The organism is Dyella sp. AtDHG13 (assembly GCF_003201105.1).
Classification (GTDB): domain Bacteria; phylum Pseudomonadota; class Gammaproteobacteria; order Xanthomonadales; family Rhodanobacteraceae; genus Dyella; species Dyella jiangningensis_B.
This window is the reverse complement of record NZ_QICJ01000001.1, coordinates 533941-551196: the sequence shown is the minus strand read 5'-3', so window position 1 is coordinate 551196 and position 17256 is coordinate 533941. Positions and strand designations below refer to the sequence as shown.

Annotated in this window: 17 protein-coding genes; 7 read left to right on the top strand and 10 right to left on the bottom strand. The window is 65.3% G+C overall.

Going from position 1 to position 17256, the window contains the following annotated elements; genetic code table 11:
* Positions 1-5: 5 nt before the first annotated feature.
* The 3 genes from BDW41_RS02420 to BDW41_RS22890 all read right to left on the bottom strand — a co-directional run bounded on the left by BDW41_RS02420 (position 6) and on the right by BDW41_RS22890 (position 3135).
* Entirely contained in the window at positions 6-1637 is a 1632-nt protein-coding gene (locus BDW41_RS02420; RefSeq protein ID WP_158536966.1) for a mechanosensitive ion channel family protein, read from the bottom strand.
* Positions 1638-1796: 159 nt separating this feature from the next.
* A complete protein-coding gene (locus BDW41_RS02415) occupies positions 1797-2408 on the bottom strand; it encodes a 2-hydroxychromene-2-carboxylate isomerase (RefSeq protein ID WP_233496743.1) in 612 nt (203 codons plus the stop codon).
* 46 nt (positions 2409-2454) lie between these two features.
* Entirely contained in the window at positions 2455-3135 is a 681-nt protein-coding gene (locus tag BDW41_RS22890) for a hypothetical protein (RefSeq protein ID WP_146217287.1), read from the bottom strand.
* A gap of 248 nt (positions 3136-3383) precedes the next feature.
* On the opposite strand from BDW41_RS22890, the gene BDW41_RS02405 reads away from it, so the two are divergent.
* On the top strand, positions 3384-4340 hold the full coding sequence (locus tag BDW41_RS02405) for a helix-turn-helix domain-containing protein (RefSeq protein WP_074547067.1): 957 nt from the start codon (positions 3384-3386) through the stop codon (positions 4338-4340).
* Between the two features lie 38 nt (positions 4341-4378).
* On the opposite strand, the gene BDW41_RS02400 is transcribed toward BDW41_RS02405, so the two are convergent.
* Positions 4379-4564, bottom strand: a complete 186-nt coding sequence (locus BDW41_RS02400) for a CsbD family protein (RefSeq protein ID WP_074547068.1) — start codon at positions 4562-4564, stop codon at positions 4379-4381.
* A 284-nt stretch (positions 4565-4848) separates the two neighbouring features.
* On the opposite strand from BDW41_RS02400, the gene BDW41_RS02395 reads away from it, so the two are divergent.
* From BDW41_RS02395 to BDW41_RS02380, 4 genes are all read left to right on the top strand, one after another.
* Positions 4849-5070 carry a hypothetical protein gene (locus tag BDW41_RS02395; protein WP_146217286.1) on the top strand — a complete coding sequence of 74 codons (222 nt, stop codon included), beginning with the start codon at positions 4849-4851 and terminating at the stop codon, positions 5068-5070.
* 284 nt (positions 5071-5354) lie between these two features.
* The gene (locus tag BDW41_RS02390) at positions 5355-5717 is read left to right on the top strand and encodes a PadR family transcriptional regulator (protein WP_074547070.1); all 363 of its coding nucleotides are present in this window, start codon (positions 5355-5357) and stop codon (positions 5715-5717) included.
* Positions 5717-6634 carry a sensor domain-containing protein gene (locus BDW41_RS02385; protein ID WP_074547071.1) on the top strand — a complete coding sequence of 306 codons (918 nt, stop codon included), beginning with the start codon at positions 5717-5719 and terminating at the stop codon, positions 6632-6634. Before BDW41_RS02390 ends, BDW41_RS02385 begins: the two co-directional genes overlap by 1 nt.
* Before the next feature lie 3 nt (positions 6635-6637).
* Complete coding sequence (locus BDW41_RS02380; RefSeq protein WP_074547072.1) at positions 6638-7084, top strand: DUF1579 family protein; 447 nt, start codon at positions 6638-6640, stop codon at positions 7082-7084.
* 62 nt (positions 7085-7146) lie between these two features.
* Here BDW41_RS02380 and BDW41_RS02375 read toward each other — a convergent pair whose 3' ends face one another.
* From BDW41_RS02375 to BDW41_RS02360, 4 genes are all read right to left on the bottom strand, one after another.
* Positions 7147-8349, bottom strand: coding sequence for a DUF1501 domain-containing protein (locus BDW41_RS02375; RefSeq protein ID WP_074547073.1), 1203 nt, complete (start codon positions 8347-8349; stop codon positions 7147-7149).
* A 9-nt stretch (positions 8350-8358) separates the two neighbouring features.
* The gene (locus tag BDW41_RS02370) at positions 8359-9909 is read right to left on the bottom strand and encodes a DUF1800 domain-containing protein (RefSeq protein WP_074547074.1); all 1551 of its coding nucleotides are present in this window, start codon (positions 9907-9909) and stop codon (positions 8359-8361) included.
* Between the two features lie 178 nt (positions 9910-10087).
* Complete coding sequence (locus BDW41_RS02365; RefSeq protein ID WP_074547075.1) at positions 10088-11422, bottom strand: hypothetical protein; 1335 nt, start codon at positions 11420-11422, stop codon at positions 10088-10090.
* 159 nt (positions 11423-11581) lie between these two features.
* Positions 11582-11869: a hypothetical protein gene (locus BDW41_RS02360; RefSeq protein ID WP_074547076.1), complete on the bottom strand. Its 288-nt coding sequence runs from the start codon at positions 11867-11869 to the stop codon at positions 11582-11584.
* Positions 11870-11976: 107 nt separating this feature from the next.
* Between BDW41_RS02360 and BDW41_RS02355 the strand changes: the two genes are divergently transcribed.
* Positions 11977-12582, top strand: coding sequence for a class I SAM-dependent methyltransferase (locus BDW41_RS02355; RefSeq protein WP_074547077.1), 606 nt, complete (start codon positions 11977-11979; stop codon positions 12580-12582).
* A gap of 63 nt (positions 12583-12645) precedes the next feature.
* On the opposite strand, the gene BDW41_RS02350 is transcribed toward BDW41_RS02355, so the two are convergent.
* Positions 12646-13098, bottom strand: coding sequence for a glycine zipper 2TM domain-containing protein (locus tag BDW41_RS02350; protein ID WP_074547078.1), 453 nt, complete (start codon positions 13096-13098; stop codon positions 12646-12648).
* Between the two features lie 243 nt (positions 13099-13341).
* Positions 13342-15192: a translational GTPase TypA gene (gene typA, locus BDW41_RS02345; protein ID WP_074547079.1), complete on the bottom strand. Its 1851-nt coding sequence runs from the start codon at positions 15190-15192 to the stop codon at positions 13342-13344.
* 234 nt (positions 15193-15426) lie between these two features.
* Here typA and BDW41_RS02340 point away from each other — a divergent pair, with 234 nt between their 5' ends.
* On the top strand, positions 15427-17193 hold the full coding sequence (locus BDW41_RS02340) for a 3-hydroxybutyrate oligomer hydrolase family protein (protein WP_074547080.1): 1767 nt from the start codon (positions 15427-15429) through the stop codon (positions 17191-17193).
* Positions 17194-17256 lie beyond the last annotated feature (63 nt).

The window sequence follows — 17256 nt, the reverse complement described above, 5'->3', positions numbered from 1 at the left end:
GCGTTTTAGCCGTTCCAGTGTTCTGGCGCAACGACCTTGGGTTCCTTGGGATCCGTGACGTAGTGCGGCGACATGATCTGCACGCCGGCTACGTTGAAGTGGTCCTGGATGCGCGCGTGCAGCTCGCTCATGATGTTCTGCCGCTGGCTGACGTCGACGATGCGCACGCGCAGGCGGTATTCGACATAGAAGTCCGAAAGCGCCGTCTGCAGCACGAACGGCGCGGGTGATTTCTCGATGAGCGCCGTTTCGTCCGCCGCACCCAGCAGCATCTGCTGCACCTGCCGCCACGGCGTGTCGTAGCCGATGGTCACGCAGGTTTCCAGCCACATGCCCGGGCCTTCCGGGTGCCGGGAATAGTTGAGCAGCTGGGTGCCCAGTACCACGTTGTTGGGGATGTTCACCTCCACGCCGGTCAGCGTGCGCAGGCGCGTGGCGAACAGGCCGATCTGCAGCACGACGCCCTCGGTATTTCCGCTGCGCACCAGGTCGCCCACCTTCATGGTGCGCGAATAGAGAATGGTGAAGCTGCCGGCCGCCTGGCCGACGATGCCCGAGGCGCCCAGCGACACCATCAGGCCGACCAGCACGCTCAGCCCCTTGAAGGCTTCGGTCTGCGCGCCGGGCAGGTACGGGTACGCCATGGCGACGGCGAACAGCCAGACCACGGCCACGACGATCTTGCGCGTGGGTTCGGCCAGTTCGGAGTCGATCTGGAACAACTGGAACCGCCCGCTCTGCACGCCACGGAAGGTCACGCTGATGCCCTGCGTGAGCATGCGGGCCGCCAGCAGGATCACCAGCGCGGCGACCAGGCCAGGAATGGCGCCCGCGATGGCCGTGCCCCAATCGGAGAGCCGGCCGATGATCCAGCCGCGCATCGCCTCCGACCACGGCTGCGTATACGGAAACTGGGCGAGCACGAAGCGCAGCCACTCTTCCAGCACGGCCAGCACGATGATCCAGGTGGCGACACGCACGAGCCAGCGCGCGATGGTGCGCACGCCGAGCGCCAGCTGCCGCGTGGATTCATGGCGGATGGCATCGAGCCGGCGTTCCAGCCAGCGCCGCAATGCCTCGTCGATACGCCGGGCGACCCAGCGGACGCCGATGAACAGGGCGAAGGCCAGCGCCGTCGCCAGGATCGACCACAGCGCGCCGCGCAGAATCCACTGGGGACGCTCGGTACTTTCCGCCGCCTTCACCGCCGCGCTCAGGTTGGCAGCGACGTGAGCCTGCACGTCGGCCATACTTTCGTTGTTGAGCTTGTCCAGGTCGTCCGGCGTGACGATGGTGATCAGCTCACCACCCAGCAGCACCAGCAGGCCCTGCGTGGTGTCCTTGAAGGAAACCTCCGCGCGGCCGTTCTTCTTGACGACGCGGTCGATGTTTTCCTGTGCCGTCCTCGCGCGCAGCTCGGGCGGGCGACCGAGGAAGGAGGCGCGGAACGTGACGATGTCGCGATTGAAGTACCGCGCCACCGCATCGCCGGGGTGGTCGGCGTGGGTTTCGTCGGTGGCGGGTGGCGCCGACGGCTCCTGCGGCTGAGCCCATAGGGATGTGGACGAGGCCAACAGCCCCAGCGCGAGTAGCCATCCCGCGCATCGTAGGGGTAAAGCGAGGCCGGCACGATTCATGGTGGTATCCGCACGAATGGCTCCATGGAAGGGAGCGGACCCGCGGCACTGGCGGGCCGCGGGCATGGCGTGCGGGCTATCAGAGCATGAGATATTTCCCTGTGCGTCCGGTGAAATACCTGATGCGACTGCGTAAAACTACTTAGCCATGTCGCCGACCTAGCGAGTGGTGTGCTGGCCAGACCGCAGGGCGGCCGCGTCGTCCAGCGCGTCGTCCAGCCGATCGTTGCCCCAGTACATGGCATCGCCCACGAAGAAGGTGGGCGCGCCGAAGATGCCTCGCGCCTTGGCCTGCTCGGTGCGTTCACGCAGGCGCTGCTTGTTGGCCTCCGCGCCGGCTTCCTGCAGCCAGGCGTCAGCCGGCAGGCCGAGTTCGGCCAATGCCTCGCTGACGGCGTCGGCATTGTCGATGTCGCGGTCCTCGGCAAAGTTCATGTGCATGATGCGGCGGCAGAAGGCGCCCATCCAGGGTTGATCCTCACCAAGCAGGGCGATGCGCGTGGGCAGTACCGAGCGTCGCGGAAACTGGCTGGGCTGTCGCCACGGCAGGCCGTACTTGCGGCATTGGCGCGGCATGTCCTGCCAGACGTACTGCCCCTTGGCCTGCTGCAGCACGAAGGGCGAGTTGGTCCAGCCGAAAGACTGGAAGATCGGCCCGAGCAGGAACGGACGCCACGCGATGGGCACGCCGCGCGCCTGCGCCTCCCGCTCGATGCGCATCACGCTCAGGTAGCTGTAGTTACTGGCGAACTCGAACCAACACTCGATCATGACCATTGTTCCTCGGGATCACTCGAGCGCCGTCGATGTCGCGGAGCTAACAGGTGATCGTGCTGGGCAAACCGGTGCGGTCATCGGTAGCGCAGCCGTCGAGTTCGCGCTCGACTTCCCGCAACCGTTCCAGCACACGCGTGAGAGTGTAGCGGAGCGCCGCGGCGACGTGGCCGATATTGCGAGGCGTGAGATCGTGGTCGACGACCAGGTCGGCGAATTGCACGATGGCGTCGAAATCCACCAGTACGCCGTCGAGATGCTGATGAAGCCTGGGCGGCAAGCCCGTGCCACGCGATGTCAGGAATGTTTCAAGACGGAAGGCGATGTCGCTGGCCGTGGCGGAGATGGTCGCCGCCATGGGCTTGGGCAGAACGTCTTCCGTGACCGCATCGTTCGCCAGCTCCAGCAGCGCACGCGCGACGGATACGGCATGAGATACCGGCAGCCCCCGATACAACCCCATAGTGTCCTCCTTGCCGTGCGCCACGTTATGGCCGCTTTGCCGTGCTGTCCCTTGCCGGCCCTGATCGCCGAGCCTGCAGTGGGGAGACATCCATTCCGTCGACATTTCTGTCATGGAAGGGAAATTGGACCGCCACCCGTTGGCTGGAGCTTGTTCCGCGCGCGCAAGACCGTCTACGTAAAACTGGAAAAAAATGCGTGGCGACGCGACGATGATGCCGGGCGTCATCGCGCGGGCATGCGACTGCGCAGGCGCATGCATGAAGGTGATGCCGATGACAGGCCGCGCCGCGCAACAAGCCCAAGCACAAGGTGCAAGCGTGAATCAGGGAGCGTTTCGAGCGGGGCGCTGTTGAGCGTTGATCGAAGTTCGGGTAAATGTTCCTGCGACGCCTTCGTCCGTCGCGCGGGTCTTTATCTGCATGCGACGGCGAGGTGCCAATGAAAGGGATGCGTCACCCGACACGGAAGCGGTGACGATGTCCTTTGACGCCATGACGTGGAGGGGACATGGTTCGGCTCTTCGGTCTTGCCTTCGATGAATTCGAAGAGGCCATGCGCGGCGTCTCCGGCCGCTTCATCCCCTTGAAGAAGAGCACGGACAACTGGTGCATGCAATACGTTGTCCTGGCCGACATCGAAGTCATGCTGGGCTTCAATGGTGCGGGCGCTGTCTATGAAGGCGCCTGCCGGCCGGAGAACTTCGGTCTGTTCTTTCCGCTGTCGCGCGGCGTCGACGTGGCCATGAACGGGCAGCCCATGGGCAACGCGACCCTCGCCTGGCTTGCCTCCCATCGCAGCTTCTATTGCTACCACAGCACTGCGATGCGCTGGGTGGGCATCAGCGTCGGTCGCGACACGGTGGCGCGGTGGTTGAATGATCCGTCGCTGGATTTCCAACCCGATCCGGGAGATCACCTTATCGGCCAGACGCGCGCAAGCCTGGTCGCGGGGCTGGGTGATCTTGTGTGCCGGATGTTCGAGGTCGGCGACGTGGATCCGAACGCGCTGGACGACATGCCTGCGCGGCGCGAGCTTTACGAGCAGCTTGCGTCCGGCGTCTGCGAGGCGGTGCAGGCAGTGGCGCCGCTGCCGGCCTCCGCGCTGGGCCGTCCGCGGCTGGCGCGCCGCGAGATCATCCGGCGTGCACTGGCCAGGCTGGATGTATCCACCAGCGAGGCGCTGCGCGTGAGCGATCTTTGCCAGGCGGCGGGCGTATCGAACCGCACCTTGCAGACGGCGTTCCTGGAACACTTCGGCCTGAGCCCGCATCGATTCCTGATGCTGCGGCGCATGCGCGCCATTCATCAGGCACTGCAGTCCGCCGGGCCATCGGATACCGTGGCGCAGATATGCGGGCGCTTTGGCGTATGGGACTTCGGGCGTTTTTCCAGCGCCTATCGGCGCATCTACGGCGAGTTTCCCTCCAGGGTGTTGTCACAAGGCCGTCCCAAGGCGGCCGCTTGACCGACAATGGCAAGCGGCGCGTCGGTTACGCGGTTCCGTCAGTGATGCTTGTCCGCATCACGCTGGCGATCGTGTTCCTTGCCGACTTCCTTCTGTACCTTGCCGGCGTTCTTCTCGATCGCTCCCGCCGCCTCTTTGGCAGGATTTCCCGTGACCTTGCCAACGCCTTCCTTCATGGCGCCCTTGATCTCGTGCTTCGTGCCTTCAACGCGATTCTTGTCCATGATGTTCTCTCGATGACTGCCCGTAGTGGCGCCGTTGTTGTATGAGGCGCATCGTGCGTGACCCGTGAAAGATTGGGAAAATCTCGATGCATGTTTTTGCATTCAGCGTCGAAGATCTCCATCGGAGAGCTGTGGTCCCGCGCGCGCAAGGCGCTTCAAAGTGACCGCGACGGCTCCATAAGAAGCGTGTTTCCCTTCTTCACGGAGCCCGTGATTCCCTTTCACATGCATCCCTGGGCAAAGGTGTAGTGTCCGCGCACGAGCCGCCCGCGGAGCAAGCGTTTATGCATGACCTTTTTGGCGTGACCAGTAACGGGTTCAACTACACCGCGCAGTACGACACGGCGGCGTTGGACAGCGTCATATGGGCGGCAACGTTCCGGAAAGATGGGGTTTACCGAGGGATGCGCCACGGTCGCATCTTCGACGTTTCGAAGTTGTCGCAACCCGACGTGAAACTCGCGGTGATGAACAACATCGAGGAAATCTGGGTCAACGAGCACTGAAAGAAGGGGCTGGCTCGGCATCGGTCGCTTTCCGTTGGCTTGGCGTCAGTCGGCATGGTTGTGTCTGCACGCGGCCGTCTTCCCAAGCCCCGCCTGAGCCAAGGTCCAAACACCCTTTTTCTGAACTGAGCAACGCTGCCCGGCGATTGCCGTGAGCGGGCTCGATCGCCAGCGCAGGCGACACATCCAACCGCTTCCGGTCCAGGGCATGACTTCATGCCCATGCACTAGTGCGAACTTCACACTATGGTGGAGTCCACGATGGGTAGCAGTGCAGGTGGGGCATGGAAGACAACAGCAGCCATCTGAAGAAGTTCCAGAAGGAGCTGTCGGCGGGCACCGTATCGCTGGTGCTGCTGGCGGTGCTTGGGCGGTCGCGGCAGCCGATGTATGGCTACCAGATCGCCAAGCGGCTGGAAGACATGGGCGAGGGCGTGCTTGCCGGGAAACAGAGTGCCCTGTATCCCGTGCTGCGCAATCTCGAGGGGGCAGGGCTGCTGGCCAGCGAGGTGGAGCCTTCCATCAGCGGTCCGCCGCGGCGCTATTACCGCATAACGAAGCAGGGGCGCGAGGTCCTGCGTGACTGGGTGGATGCCTGGTCGGCCACGCGCGACTCCGTCGATGCCGTTCTGCAAGGAGAGGTGTAATGAATGCACCACGCACGATCGCCGAATACCTGAAACAGCTGCGCGCGGCGCTGAAGGGCGCGGACCCCGCGCTGATCCAGGATGCGCTGTACGACGCGGAGGAACACCTGCGCGCCGAGCTGGCCGACAACCCGCAGCGCAGCGAAGCCGACATGCTGGCGCACGTGGTGAGCACGTACGGGGCGCCGGAAGAGGTGGCGGACATCTATCGTGACCAGGAGATCAAGATCCAGCGCGCGCTGCGTCCGCCGCCGCCGCCCAGGCGCCGCTCGCTGCCGGGACGCTTCTTTGGCGTCGCCGCCGATTCGCGCACCTGGGGCGCGCTGTTCTACATGCTGCTGGCGTTGGCCACGGGCATCTTCTACTTCACCTGGGCGGTGACGGGCGTGTCGCTGTCGATGGGCTTGTCGGTGCTCATCATCGGCATTCCCTTCGCCATCCTGTTCCTGGCCACGGTGCGCGCGCTGTCGCTGCTGGAAGGGCGCATCGTGGAGACGATGCTCGGCGTGCGCATGCCGCGCCGGCCGCTGTATCCGTCCAATGCCGGCAAGTCGCTGAGCCAGCGCGTGGGGGCCATCTTCACCGATGTGCATACCTGGACCACGCTGTTCTACATGGTGCTGATGTTGCCGCTGGGCATCCTGTACTTCACGCTGACCATCACCCTGCTGAGCATTTCGCTGGCCTTTATCGGCACGCCGGTGCTGAAGGCGCTGAGCGTGGAGGACGTGATCTATCTGAACTGCGGCATTCCGCATTGGCTGTGCGACGGCAACTACTGGCCGCTGGCCGTGTTGACCTGCATCGCCGGCATCCTGCTGTTGTTCGCCACGCTGCACATGGTGCGCGGGCTGGGCAAGCTGCATGGCGCCATCGCCAAGGGTCTGCTGGTGCGCCTGTCGGGCGAGGACGGTTGAGCCATGACCGCGAACGTATTGGCCCGCCTTGCGGGCGATTGGCAGGGCGATGAAACCATCGCCACCACGCGCTGGGGGCAGGGCGGCGCGGCGGTCGGGTACGTCACGGCGCGCGTGGCGCTCAATGGCCGCGCGCTGGTGCAGGATTACCGCGAAGAACGCGATGGCAATACAAGCTTGCAGGCACACGCCGTGTTCGTGATGGAGCCGGAGCACGACCAGTACAGCCTGTACTGGTTCGACAGCTACGGCTTCGTGCCTGGCATGCCGGCGCCAGGTGTGTGGAATGGCGACAGCCTGACCTTCGTGCGCAGTTCGCCACGTGGGCAGACGCGGCACGTCTACGTGTTCGAGGACGATGACGTGTTCACGTTGAAGCTGGAGAGCTCGTTCGACGGCGGTGTGAAGTGGGAGCCCGTGATGTCTGGCCGCTATCGCCGCGTGGCGTGAAGCGTCGCGCGGCATGCGCGCTTCCGCGGAACGACGACGCTCCGCAGAAGCGCTTCGGCTGACTACACCAGTTGCAGGTCGCGCGGATGCGCGCCGGGAAACACCGACTGCAGCTGGCTGCCTGACAAACCCCACATGCGCCCCAGCAGCCCGCCGAGCACGTCGCGATAGTTGTTGAGCACGGGGTAGTCGCGGTTCTGCAGCAGGCTCTGCGGATTCACCGCCACTTGCTGGCCGGCGATGCGTCCCCCGTTCACCTTGCCGCCCAGCACCCAGTACACGGTCCCGTGGCCGTGATCGGTGCCTTTATTGCCGTTCTCGCGGAAGGTGCGGCCGAACTCGGACACCACCACTACGACCGTGTTGTTCCACTCGTCGCCCAGCGCATCGGCATAGGCGGCGATACCCTTGCCGAGGTTGCTGAGGTTGTTGGCCAGCTGTCCGGTGACGTTGCCCTGGTTGACGTGCGTGTCCCAGCCGCCCACGTCGACGAAGCCCAGGCGGTACTGGTCGCGCATCATGGTGGCGATGCGCTGCGTTTCGTCGGCGAAACTCTTGGCGTTGGGCGCGCCGCGGTTCGCCTTCATCATTTCGTCCTGCAGCTCCTTGGACACGGTCTGGCGCAGTTCCAGGCCATCAGCAGCGGCCGAAGCCAGGTTGGTGTCGCGATACATGCCGGCGAGGATGCCGGCCTGCCGTTCGTCGTAGACGGGCTTGGTGTTGCCTCGCAGGGAGATGTTGGGTATGTCGCGGCCGCTGCCCTGGAACGAAAGCGGCAAGGCATCGGTGAAGGCAATGGAAGGCACGGCGCTCATCTGGCCGGACAGGCGCGCCATGAAGCCGGAGCGGAAGTTGCTGCGCTGTTCGGTCGGCTCGCCGGACTCGATGTTGTCCTGCGTTTCGAAGTGGCTGCGCGACATGTCGTCGGTGCCGGCGAACGGCACGAAGGCGACCTGCCGCTTCTGCCACAGCGGATAGATGGAATCGCGCAGCACGGGGTTGAGGCCCCAGTTGCCGTCCAGCCCGATCGCGCTGTTGGCGTTGTACGGATCGGGTTTGGCGATGGCGAGCGTGGGGCGCGACTCGTAGTAGAAATCGCTGCTGTAGGGCACGAGCAGGTTGTTGCAGTCATAGCCGCCGCGCAGAAACACCAGCAGGAAGCGCGGGCTGTTGGCCGGTGCGGCGAACAGCTTTCCCGAGAACGATAAGGCGGGCGCGGCGACGGCAGCGGTGGCGGCGGCGAGCAGGAATTCGCGGCGTTTCATGGCGTGGCCTCAGCGGTAGTTGAAGTCGGGCGAGGAGAGCAGGAAGGTGTTCCATTCCTGCTGCGTGGTGGCCTTGGCCAGCGCTTCGCGCGTCGGCGCACTCAGCTTTGTGTCGAAGGTGTCGTAGTAGAGCCGCGTGGTGAGCATGGGGAAGTCGCCGCCGCTCTTGGGTTGGCCTTCGGGCGTCAGCAGGCGGTTGTTGCCGGTGCCGATGGCGCCGGCGATCTCGAAGCGCTTGGCCATCTGTCCCGAGCTGGACCAGCCCGTGCTGTCCAGCGGCCAGCCGTCCGGGGTCAGCCTGCCGAACACCGGCTCGCCGAGCTGGTTGAGCCAGTTGAGCAGCGGCTTGGCATTGGCGATGGGCTTGCCGTCATAGGCCATGCGCACCGAGGACACCACGAACTGCATCGGGTCCTTGAACTTCTTGCCGTAGGTGGCGGCCAGTTCCCTGGACTCGAACATGGTGCGCAATACCTCGGCGATGTCGCCATCGGTGCGCTGGAAGGTGCGCGCCATCTTCGCCACCAGTTCCGGCGGCGGCTGGTCGGCGACGAAGTACTCGGCGAGCTTCTTCGATACGAACTGCGCGCACGCCGGCTGTTTGGTGATGATGTCGACGGCTTCGGAGATCTCGTCGAAGCCGCTGCCCTTGATCTTGTGGCCGAGCAGCACCTTGTCGCTGAAGTCGTGGCGCTTGGGATTGAACTCGAACATGCCGTTGCGCACCACCATCTCCGCCACGCGCGGACGCATGGCGTCGGGATCGCGCAGGGGCGCCACGCCGGCGCCGGTGAGGATCAGCGCCAGCTGCTGCACGTCCTGCTGGGTGTAGCCGGAACCGACGCCCAGCGTGTGCAGTTCCATCAATTCGCGCGCATAGTTTTCGTTGACGTGGCCCTTGGCGTTCTGGGCGTTGTCCAGGAACTCCATCATCGCCGGGCTTTCCAGCGTGGCCATGACCAGATCGCGGAACTTGCCCAGCGCATGCGGCCGGATCGTGTTCTGCACATAGTCGGCGGCCACCCAACGCACGCGCCCCTTGGCGCCGTACACGCTGAAATGATTGAGCCAGAACCACACCATCTGCTCCTTGAGCTGGTTCGGGCCGTAGACGGCATGCAGCATTTCGATTTCCTGCGCCTGCTGGAGAAGGTCGTTGGCGTGCTGCTGCTGGGCCTTCTTCGCCGCAGTCTTCTCATCGCCATCGGGCATGGCCTTGATCTTCTCCTGCTCGTCGCGCAGGCCGGCCAGGACTTGCTCGGTCGGCGTGTTGGCCGCTTCGTAGGAGTTGATCAGCGCGGTGATCGGGGCGGGGAGGTCGTCGCTGATGCGTCCGTCGAGTTGCCGGTCGAGCAGCCGCGAGCGGCCGAGGTCGCGGTACATGGCGACGGTGGCGGTATCCAGCTCGAAGCTGTCGCGCCGCAGCCAGTCCACATCGTCCTGGGAGAGTGCGCTGCCGCTTCGTGCGGCGGCGGCGCTGGTGCCGAGTACGAGCAGCACGCTGATGGCGGCGAGCCATGAGCGCCTGCCGAGGGAAGGGCGGTTCGGGGTGTCCTGCATGCGTCCGGGCTCCAGGCGGCGATTGAACGGCGGCGTGACCTGGGAGTGTCAACGTGGGAGTTGACGTCCGGCTTACCGGCTGGGCGACGGAGCGCGCAATTTTGTTCGGCGCGTATTCATGCGCCGCGTCAGGCTGGCGCAGGGATGGCGCGCCGCAAACGCGCCATCCCTCTATTACTTAGTGCTTACCCTTGGGATGTCCGCCGGGTGCCGATGCCTTGGCGTGTTTCGCTGGCGCCGCCTTGTGGGCCGCGTCATGCTTTTTCGGCGCATGCAACACCGCAGAGTGGGCCGATGAATCCTCCTGGGTGTCGTCGTGGGGTGGCTCGATCGACACCAGCCGGCGGGCGAGGTCGGTATAGAACGGCATGATGTCTCTGCGCCCCAGCAGAAACGAGATATTGATGCCGGTAAAGTCGCCGTGATCCCAGCCATTCATGGTCGGGAACGAGTTCCAGATGCCGGGCGGGAACGAGAGATCGTTGGGGTCCGCGTCACGATGTTCCTGGCCAAGCACGTAGCGGGTGCCAGCACAGGAAATGCAGCCGTCGTTGTTATGCCATTCGGCTTCGTCCCCCGGATACTCGGGGTTGCCTTGATTGCGGCCGATGATCAACGCGGGCAGGTAGAGTATGGGATTGATCGTCGGCACGGGAAGCGCCAATCCGGTCTTGGGGTTCTTGAAAGTGGCGTTGCCGGAAAACGAGAAGTAATAGGTCTCGGGAAACAGTCGGAGCCTGTCGCGGGCGATCTTCGCGGCACCCGGTGAGGTCAGATCGTAGAACCCGATATTTTTCGACTTCCAGACATCGCTTTCGAAAACGCGCTCCTGGTACTGGACGAAAGGTTCGCCGGGCTCGCGTTTGAGTCCCCACTGATCCAGCTTGTAGTCATAGATGAAATCGTTGGGATCGCCGCCAATGGTTGCAGCCATGGTGACGGTGATCTGCTTGGTGAGGTTCATGAAGTTGATCAGACCTTCGTGGGTATCCAGGAAGGTCGTGCCATTGAACCCGGGGGCCAGGCCCGTGATGCTGTGCACCCAATGCTTGCCGCCCAGGAACAGGTCGGAGATGGGGTCTTCCTCCGGATGGGCCTTGTGGTAGTCGCGCTCCTCTTGTGACCCGTTGCGAAGGAAGGCTTCGAGGTCGCAGATCGTCTGGCCGCCCATGCTGTGACCAACCAGGTGGACCTTGTTGGTATCGCTGATTTGCGGATAGATGCCCGGGAAGGTGTGGCCGTAGCGGTGGACGCCGTACTTCTTGGCGTGGGCGGCGCCGTAGTCGACCCTGCCGCCAACAAGGTAGTGGTACAGCTCGACGGATCGCTCCCAGCTACTGGAGAAGGGGCCGACAGTCGCGGTGCGTGTATGGAAGTGCAAGTCGTTGAGGCGGGCTTCGATATCGACCTTGCCACCCCAGTACTTGAACCCCAGCATTTCATCTCGACCCCAGCCGGTAAAACCGTGAACGAGGATGATGGGGTACCGATTGCGAAAGTCTTTGCTGCTCATCGTGTCTCCTTGGATAGGACATAGCCTTGCGCGGGGCGCATAGGAGACCGTATGCCGCGCACGCAAGTGCCTCCATGGGGAGGTATCTGAAATGGTCCACGGTGTCGGAGAGCGAATGGATGTCGTCGACGCGCGCGGGATTGACGCGCGTGAGGTCGATCAGAAATCGTCGGTGAATTCCACCACCGCGCCGAGCACGGACGCTTCCACCTCGGCAACGGCGCGCACGGCATGGGCGTGCAGCGCGTCGCGGGCGGTGACTTCGATGAAGAACAACTCGGCGCTGTTGTCGTCGACGAGATCGGACGAACTGGAGTCGTCCCGCATGTCCTGCGAGGGATCGTCGATTTCCTCGACGTGCTCGATGCCGTCGATGCCGTGGAGGATCGTCAGCAGGGTGTCGGCATCGTCGCGCGTGCCGGTCATGCGTATGCGGATCGTGGGCATAGGGGCGGCTCCCAGGTTCCAGCACGGATATGCTGCGGCAAGCCATGTTCAGGGCAGGTGATCGTGGGCGCTGGGTTACCATGCGCCTCCACGCCGGAGAAACGCCTGTGCCCAAGACCTACGACCGCGCCTACTTCGACAAGTGGTATCGCCACCCCGATCACTCCGTCGCCTCGCCGGCGGAGTTGCGCCGCAAGATTGCCATGGTGGTGGCGCAGGCGGAGTACTACCTCGGCCGCACCGTGCGTTCGGTGCTGGACGTGGGCTGTGGCGAGGGCGTGTGGCGCGCGCCGCTGCTGAAGCTGCGGCCCGGCCTTCACTACCAGGGGCTGGAGGCGAGCGAGTATGCGGTGTCGCGTTACGGGCGCAGCCGCAACATCGGGCTGGCGCGCTTCGGGCAGTTGGAATACCTGCGCTTCGACCAGCGTTTCGACATCATCGTATGCACCGACGTGCTGCATTACCTCAAGCCGGCCGAGATCCGCGCGGGGCTTGGCGGCATCAGCGACATGCTCGAAGGCCTCGCCTTTCTTGAGGTGTTCACCAGTAAGGACGGCGTGGATGGCGACATGGAAGGTTTCCATGCGCGCGCGCCGTCGTGGTACCTGAAGGCGTTCGGCGAGGTAGGGCTGATGCCCTGCGGCTCGCATTGCTATCTGGGGCCGAGATTGGAGCGTCGGGTGGCTGCGCTGGAGCTCGCGCAGCGCGTGTAATGCCTGTCCGCGATGAAGGCCGCCTTGCGGCGGCCTTCGTGTCGACGGCGTGTGGAATGGACGCTATTGGCGAACCACCCGCGCATTCTCGCCGTTGCCTTCGATGTACACCTTCTCGCCCTTGGAGAAGCCGGACGACGCCGGTTGGGTGACGGAGATCAGCACGCCGTTCTTCAGGCGCACCACGATCTGCTGCCCCGCCACGGGCTTGTCGTAGTGCTTCTGCACTTCGTTGCCGGCCACGGCGCCGCCGACCGTGCCCAGCACCATCGCGACGTCGCGCCCCGTGCCGGCGCCGATCAGGCTGCCCACGCCCAGACCCACCGCACCGCCCACCACCGCGCCCACGCCGGTGTGATGGTTGGTTTCGATCTGCACGTCGGTGATCTGCTCGATCACGCCGGCGCGCACTTCGACGGCGCCCGGCGACGCCGCGCCCGGTGAGGTTGCGCAGGCGCTCAGCGCGAGGGCGAGCGGAAGCAGGGTGATGATGCCGGGTACGAGGCCTTTCTTCATGGCGACTCCTGATGGGTGAGGGGAAGCGGTTCGTCGGACGGCATGCGGCCGACGCATCAGGACATCGTAGGGTTCGGCGTCAATGTGCGAAGTCGTCGGAGAGCGCCGATATCGGTAGTGTTTTTGCGCGATGTGGTGCGCGGCATCTCCCTGCTGCTTCTCGTGGGCATCGAGCAACGGAATCGCGGGCAAAAAAAAGCCAGGCCTCGCGAGGCCTGGCTATTGTTGCGTCGAAGGAGGCGATCAGCCCGCGGAGCGAGAGGCCTTCTTGCGATCGTTTTCCGTCAGGTGCTTCTTGCGCATGCGGATTTCCTTCGGGGTGACTTCGACCAGCTCGTCGTCGTCGATGAAGTCCAGCGCCTGCTCCAGCGTGAACTTGGTCGCCGGGGTGAGCTGAATCGCATCGTCCTTGCCCGAGGCGCGCATGTTGGTCAGCGGCTTGGGCTTGATGGCGTTGACGGTCAGGTCGTTGTCCTTGGCGTGGATGCCGATCAGCTGGCCTTCGTACACCGAGTCGCCTTCGGCGGCGAACAGCTTGCCGCGTTCCTGCAGCGGCCCCAGCGAGTAGGCCGGGGTGGTGCCGCCGGCGTTGGCGATCATCACGCCGTTGGGACGCTTGGCGATGGGAGCGGGCGTGTACGGGCCGTAATGGTCGAACACGTGGAACAGCAGGCCCGAGCCCTGGGTGAGGGTCTTGAACTGGTTCTGGAAGCCGATCAGGCCGCGCGCCGGGATCAGGTATTCCAGGCGCACGCGGCCCTTGCCGTCGGACACCATGTTCTTCAGCTCACCCTTGCGGATGCCCAGGCGTTCCATCACGCCGCCCTGGTGCTGCTCTTCGATGTCGATCACCAACTGCTCGATCGGCTCCATCTTCTGGCCGTCGATTTCCTTGATGATCACTTCCGGGCGCGACACGGCCAGCTCGTAGCCTTCGCGGCGCATGTTTTCGATCAGCACGGACAGGTGCAGTTCGCCGCGGCCCGAGACCAGGAACTTGTCGGCGTCGGAGCCGTCTTCCACGCGCAGGGCCACGTTGTGCACCTTCTCGCGGTCCAGGCGCTCGCGCAGCTGGCGGCTGGTGAGGAACTTGCCGCCGGACAGGTCCTTGTTGCCGACGAACGGCGAGTTGTTGACCTGGAAGGTCATGCTGATCATCGGCTCGTCGACGCTCAGCGCCGGCAGCGCCTCGGGCACGTCCAGCGAGGTGACGGTGTCGGAAATGGTCAGCTCCGGCAGGCCCGAGATGGCGACGATGTCGCCGGCCTCGGCCGAATCCTGCTCGATGCGCTCAAGGCCCAGGAAGCCGAGCACCTGGCCGATCTTGCCCTGGCGCTTCTTGCCTTCGCGGTCGATCACGGCGACCGGCATGCCCTTCTTCAGGGTGCCGCGCTGGATGCGGCCGATGCCGATGACGCCGACGAAATTGTTGTAGTCCAGCTGGCTGATGCGCATCTGGAACGGGCCTTCCGGGTCCACGTCCGGCTTGGGCGCGTGCTCCATGATCGCTTCGTACAGCGGGGTCATGTCGCCTTCGCGGGCGTCCTGATCGAGCGAGGCGTAGCCGTTGAGGGCCGAGGCGTAGACGATCGGGAATTCCATCTGCTCCGGCGTGGCGCCGAGCTTGTCGAACAGATCCCACACCTGCTCGACCACCCACTCCGGACGGGCGCCCGGGCGGTCCACCTTGTTGACCACGACGATGGGCTTGAAGCCCATGGCGAAGGCCTTCTGCGTCACGAAGCGCGTCTGCGGCATCGGGCCGTCCATCGCGTCGACCAGGATCAGCACCGTGTCCACCATCGACAGCACGCGCTCCACCTCGCCGCCGAAGTCGGCGTGGCCTGGGGTGTCGACGATGTTGATGCGGTTCTTGGTGCCGGTCTTGGGGTTGGTCCAGGTGATGGCGGTGTTCTTGGCCAGGATCGTGATGCCACGCTCCTTTTCCTGGTCGTTGCTGTCCATCACGCGCTCGGCGAGCACGGTGCGCTCGTTGAGGGTGCCGGACTGCTTGAGCAGCTGGTCGACGAGCGTGGTCTTGCCGTGGTCGACGTGGGCGACGATGGCGATATTGCGCAGATTTTCGATGGACATGAGGTCGGCTCGGGCGGCACGGGGCCGTCGCGTGAGGTTTCTGTAGGGATAACTCCGGAATTATACGGGGTTATGTGACAGCTTGCTTGAAAGCGTTCAACTCGCCCGTTCAGGCTGGGGCGTCGGCGCGGCAAGCGGTGTCCATCAGGGGCGATGGCGGACATGCTTCAATGCGGCGGGTGCCGGTTGAGCCTCGTTCCTGGCGCACCCTCGCCCGTCACCAAGGAGCCCAGCATGCATGCCCCCGATTTCGTGCGCGGCGAGGTGCGCGTCACCGAACACCGCCAGGGCGATGACCTGCTCAGCGCGGGGCTGGGGCTGGCCGGCCTGGCCGGCGCGCCGTCGCCCATCGCCGACCCGCTGCGGCCCACCGCGGGGGAACTGCGCCGCCGCGCGATCCAGGCCAACTGGAAGGGCATCGCGGACCTGGGCCCGCTGGGCGGCTACGGCCATGTCTACGGCGGCGTGCCCGACGTGCCGGGCCGCGAGTACCAGGCCTTCGCGTGGATTCCCGGCGCGCATTCGCCGCATCGCGTGTTGCTGCAGGTGCCGGACCACTTCGACCACGCGCATCGATGCCTGGTGGTGACGGCGTCGTCCGGCTCGCGCGGCATCTACGGCGCGATGGCGCTGGCGGGTGCGTGGGGCCTGCCGCGCGGTTGCGCGGTGGCGTATACGGACAAGGGAGCCGGCAGCGGCTATTTCGACCTTTCAGACGACAGCGGCGTCGCGCTCGACGGCACGCGCGCAAGGCGCAGCAGCACGACGCTGGAGTTCGAGCCTGCGAACGGTACGCCGCAAGGCGGCATTGCCGTCAAGCATATGCACTCGGGCGACCACCCCGAGGCCGACTGGGGCCGTCATGTGCTGCAGGCTGCGCAGTTCGGGCTGGCCATGCTGGATCGCGCCTTTCCCGGGCAGGCGCCATTCACGGCGCAGAACACGCGCATCATCGCCACTGGCTTGTCCAATGGCGGCGGCGCGGTGCTACAGGCGGCGGGGTTGGACGACGGACACCTGCTCGCCGGCGTGGTGGCGCTGGAACCCAGCGTGCGCGTGCCGGAGCAGGGGCGGGCGTTGTTCGACTACGCCACCGAGGCATCGATCTGGGTTCCTTGCGCACTGGCCGATGCGCGTTTCGACGGCGCACCCATGGCGCGCACGCCGCGGGGCGAGGTTCCGCCCGCGTGGGTGCAGCGTTGCCAGCTATTGCATGACTATGGACTGGTGAGCGGCACGGGCGTCGCCAAGCAGGCTGCTCAGGCCTACGAGCACCTGCACGCCAGTGGCTGGACGGATGACGCCATGGCCACGGCAGCTTCCACCACGGCCTTCGACCTGTGGCGCGCCATCACGGCCGGCTACGCCTCGGCCTACCTGCGCCGCGGTCCGGACGACATGCCCTGCGGCTTCCGCTACGCCGGGCTGGGCGCGCAGGGCGCGGCGGGGCCGGTCGATCCCGCCGTCCGGGCGAGCTGGTGGGCGGATGCCGCCGGCATTCCCCCGGAAAACGGTGTGGGCCTGTTCGGCGGCACCGATCATTCGGCAGACCCGACCCTGCCGAGCGCCCTCGGTCTGCGCGCGCTGTGGGATGGCGCGGACGCCGGCGCCCGGTCGCTACGCGAGGCCGTGACCGCGACGGCGGTGAAGATGCCGCGCGCCGGCCTGCCGTTGTGGTTGGTGCATGGCGCGTCCGACGGCTTGCTGCCCACCGCGTTCACCTCGGAGCCCTATGTGGCGTGGGCCAGAGCCGGGGGCGCCCATCTGCTGTACTGGAAAGTGCCGCACGCCCAACATTTCGACGCGTTCCTTGCCATTCCCGGTTTCGGTGCCCGGCATGTGCCGCTGCTGCCGTATGGCTATGCGGCGCTGGATCGCCTGTGGGCGCATCTCTGTGAAGGCGAGCCCTGGCCGGCCGAAGTGCCCACGCCTTCGCCCTCGCCCCGTGGCGATGGCGCGCTGTCGAAAGAGGCCCTGGGCCTGCCGGCCGCCTGGGGCTGAGTTTTTCCCGCGCAAGGGATCGGACTGGCGCGCCGGCTGGGGTATCCTTGGCGGCCGCAGGGC

Coding starts and splice junctions, on each gene's coding strand:
- BDW41_RS02420 (WP_158536966.1), bottom strand. CDS start 1,637: ATGAATCGTGCCGGCCTCGCTTTACCCCTACGATGCGCGGGATGGCTA.
- BDW41_RS02415 (WP_233496743.1), bottom strand. CDS start 2,408: ATGATCGAGTGTTGGTTCGAGTTCGCCAGTAACTACAGCTACCTGAGC.
- BDW41_RS22890 (WP_146217287.1), bottom strand. CDS start 3,135: ATGCATGCGCCTGCGCAGTCGCATGCCCGCGCGATGACGCCCGGCATC.
- BDW41_RS02405 (WP_074547067.1), top strand. CDS start 3,384: ATGGTTCGGCTCTTCGGTCTTGCCTTCGATGAATTCGAAGAGGCCATG.
- BDW41_RS02400 (WP_074547068.1), bottom strand. CDS start 4,564: ATGGACAAGAATCGCGTTGAAGGCACGAAGCACGAGATCAAGGGCGCC.
- BDW41_RS02395 (WP_146217286.1), top strand. CDS start 4,849: ATGCATGACCTTTTTGGCGTGACCAGTAACGGGTTCAACTACACCGCG.
- BDW41_RS02390 (WP_074547070.1), top strand. CDS start 5,355: ATGGAAGACAACAGCAGCCATCTGAAGAAGTTCCAGAAGGAGCTGTCG.
- BDW41_RS02385 (WP_074547071.1), top strand. CDS start 5,717: ATGAATGCACCACGCACGATCGCCGAATACCTGAAACAGCTGCGCGCG.
- BDW41_RS02380 (WP_074547072.1), top strand. CDS start 6,638: ATGACCGCGAACGTATTGGCCCGCCTTGCGGGCGATTGGCAGGGCGAT.
- BDW41_RS02375 (WP_074547073.1), bottom strand. CDS start 8,349: ATGAAACGCCGCGAATTCCTGCTCGCCGCCGCCACCGCTGCCGTCGCC.
- BDW41_RS02370 (WP_074547074.1), bottom strand. CDS start 9,909: ATGCAGGACACCCCGAACCGCCCTTCCCTCGGCAGGCGCTCATGGCTC.
- BDW41_RS02365 (WP_074547075.1), bottom strand. CDS start 11,422: ATGAGCAGCAAAGACTTTCGCAATCGGTACCCCATCATCCTCGTTCAC.
- BDW41_RS02360 (WP_074547076.1), bottom strand. CDS start 11,869: ATGCCCACGATCCGCATACGCATGACCGGCACGCGCGACGATGCCGAC.
- BDW41_RS02350 (WP_074547078.1), bottom strand. CDS start 13,098: ATGAAGAAAGGCCTCGTACCCGGCATCATCACCCTGCTTCCGCTCGCC.
- typA (WP_074547079.1), bottom strand. CDS start 15,192: ATGTCCATCGAAAATCTGCGCAATATCGCCATCGTCGCCCACGTCGAC.
- BDW41_RS02340 (WP_074547080.1), top strand. CDS start 15,427: ATGCATGCCCCCGATTTCGTGCGCGGCGAGGTGCGCGTCACCGAACAC.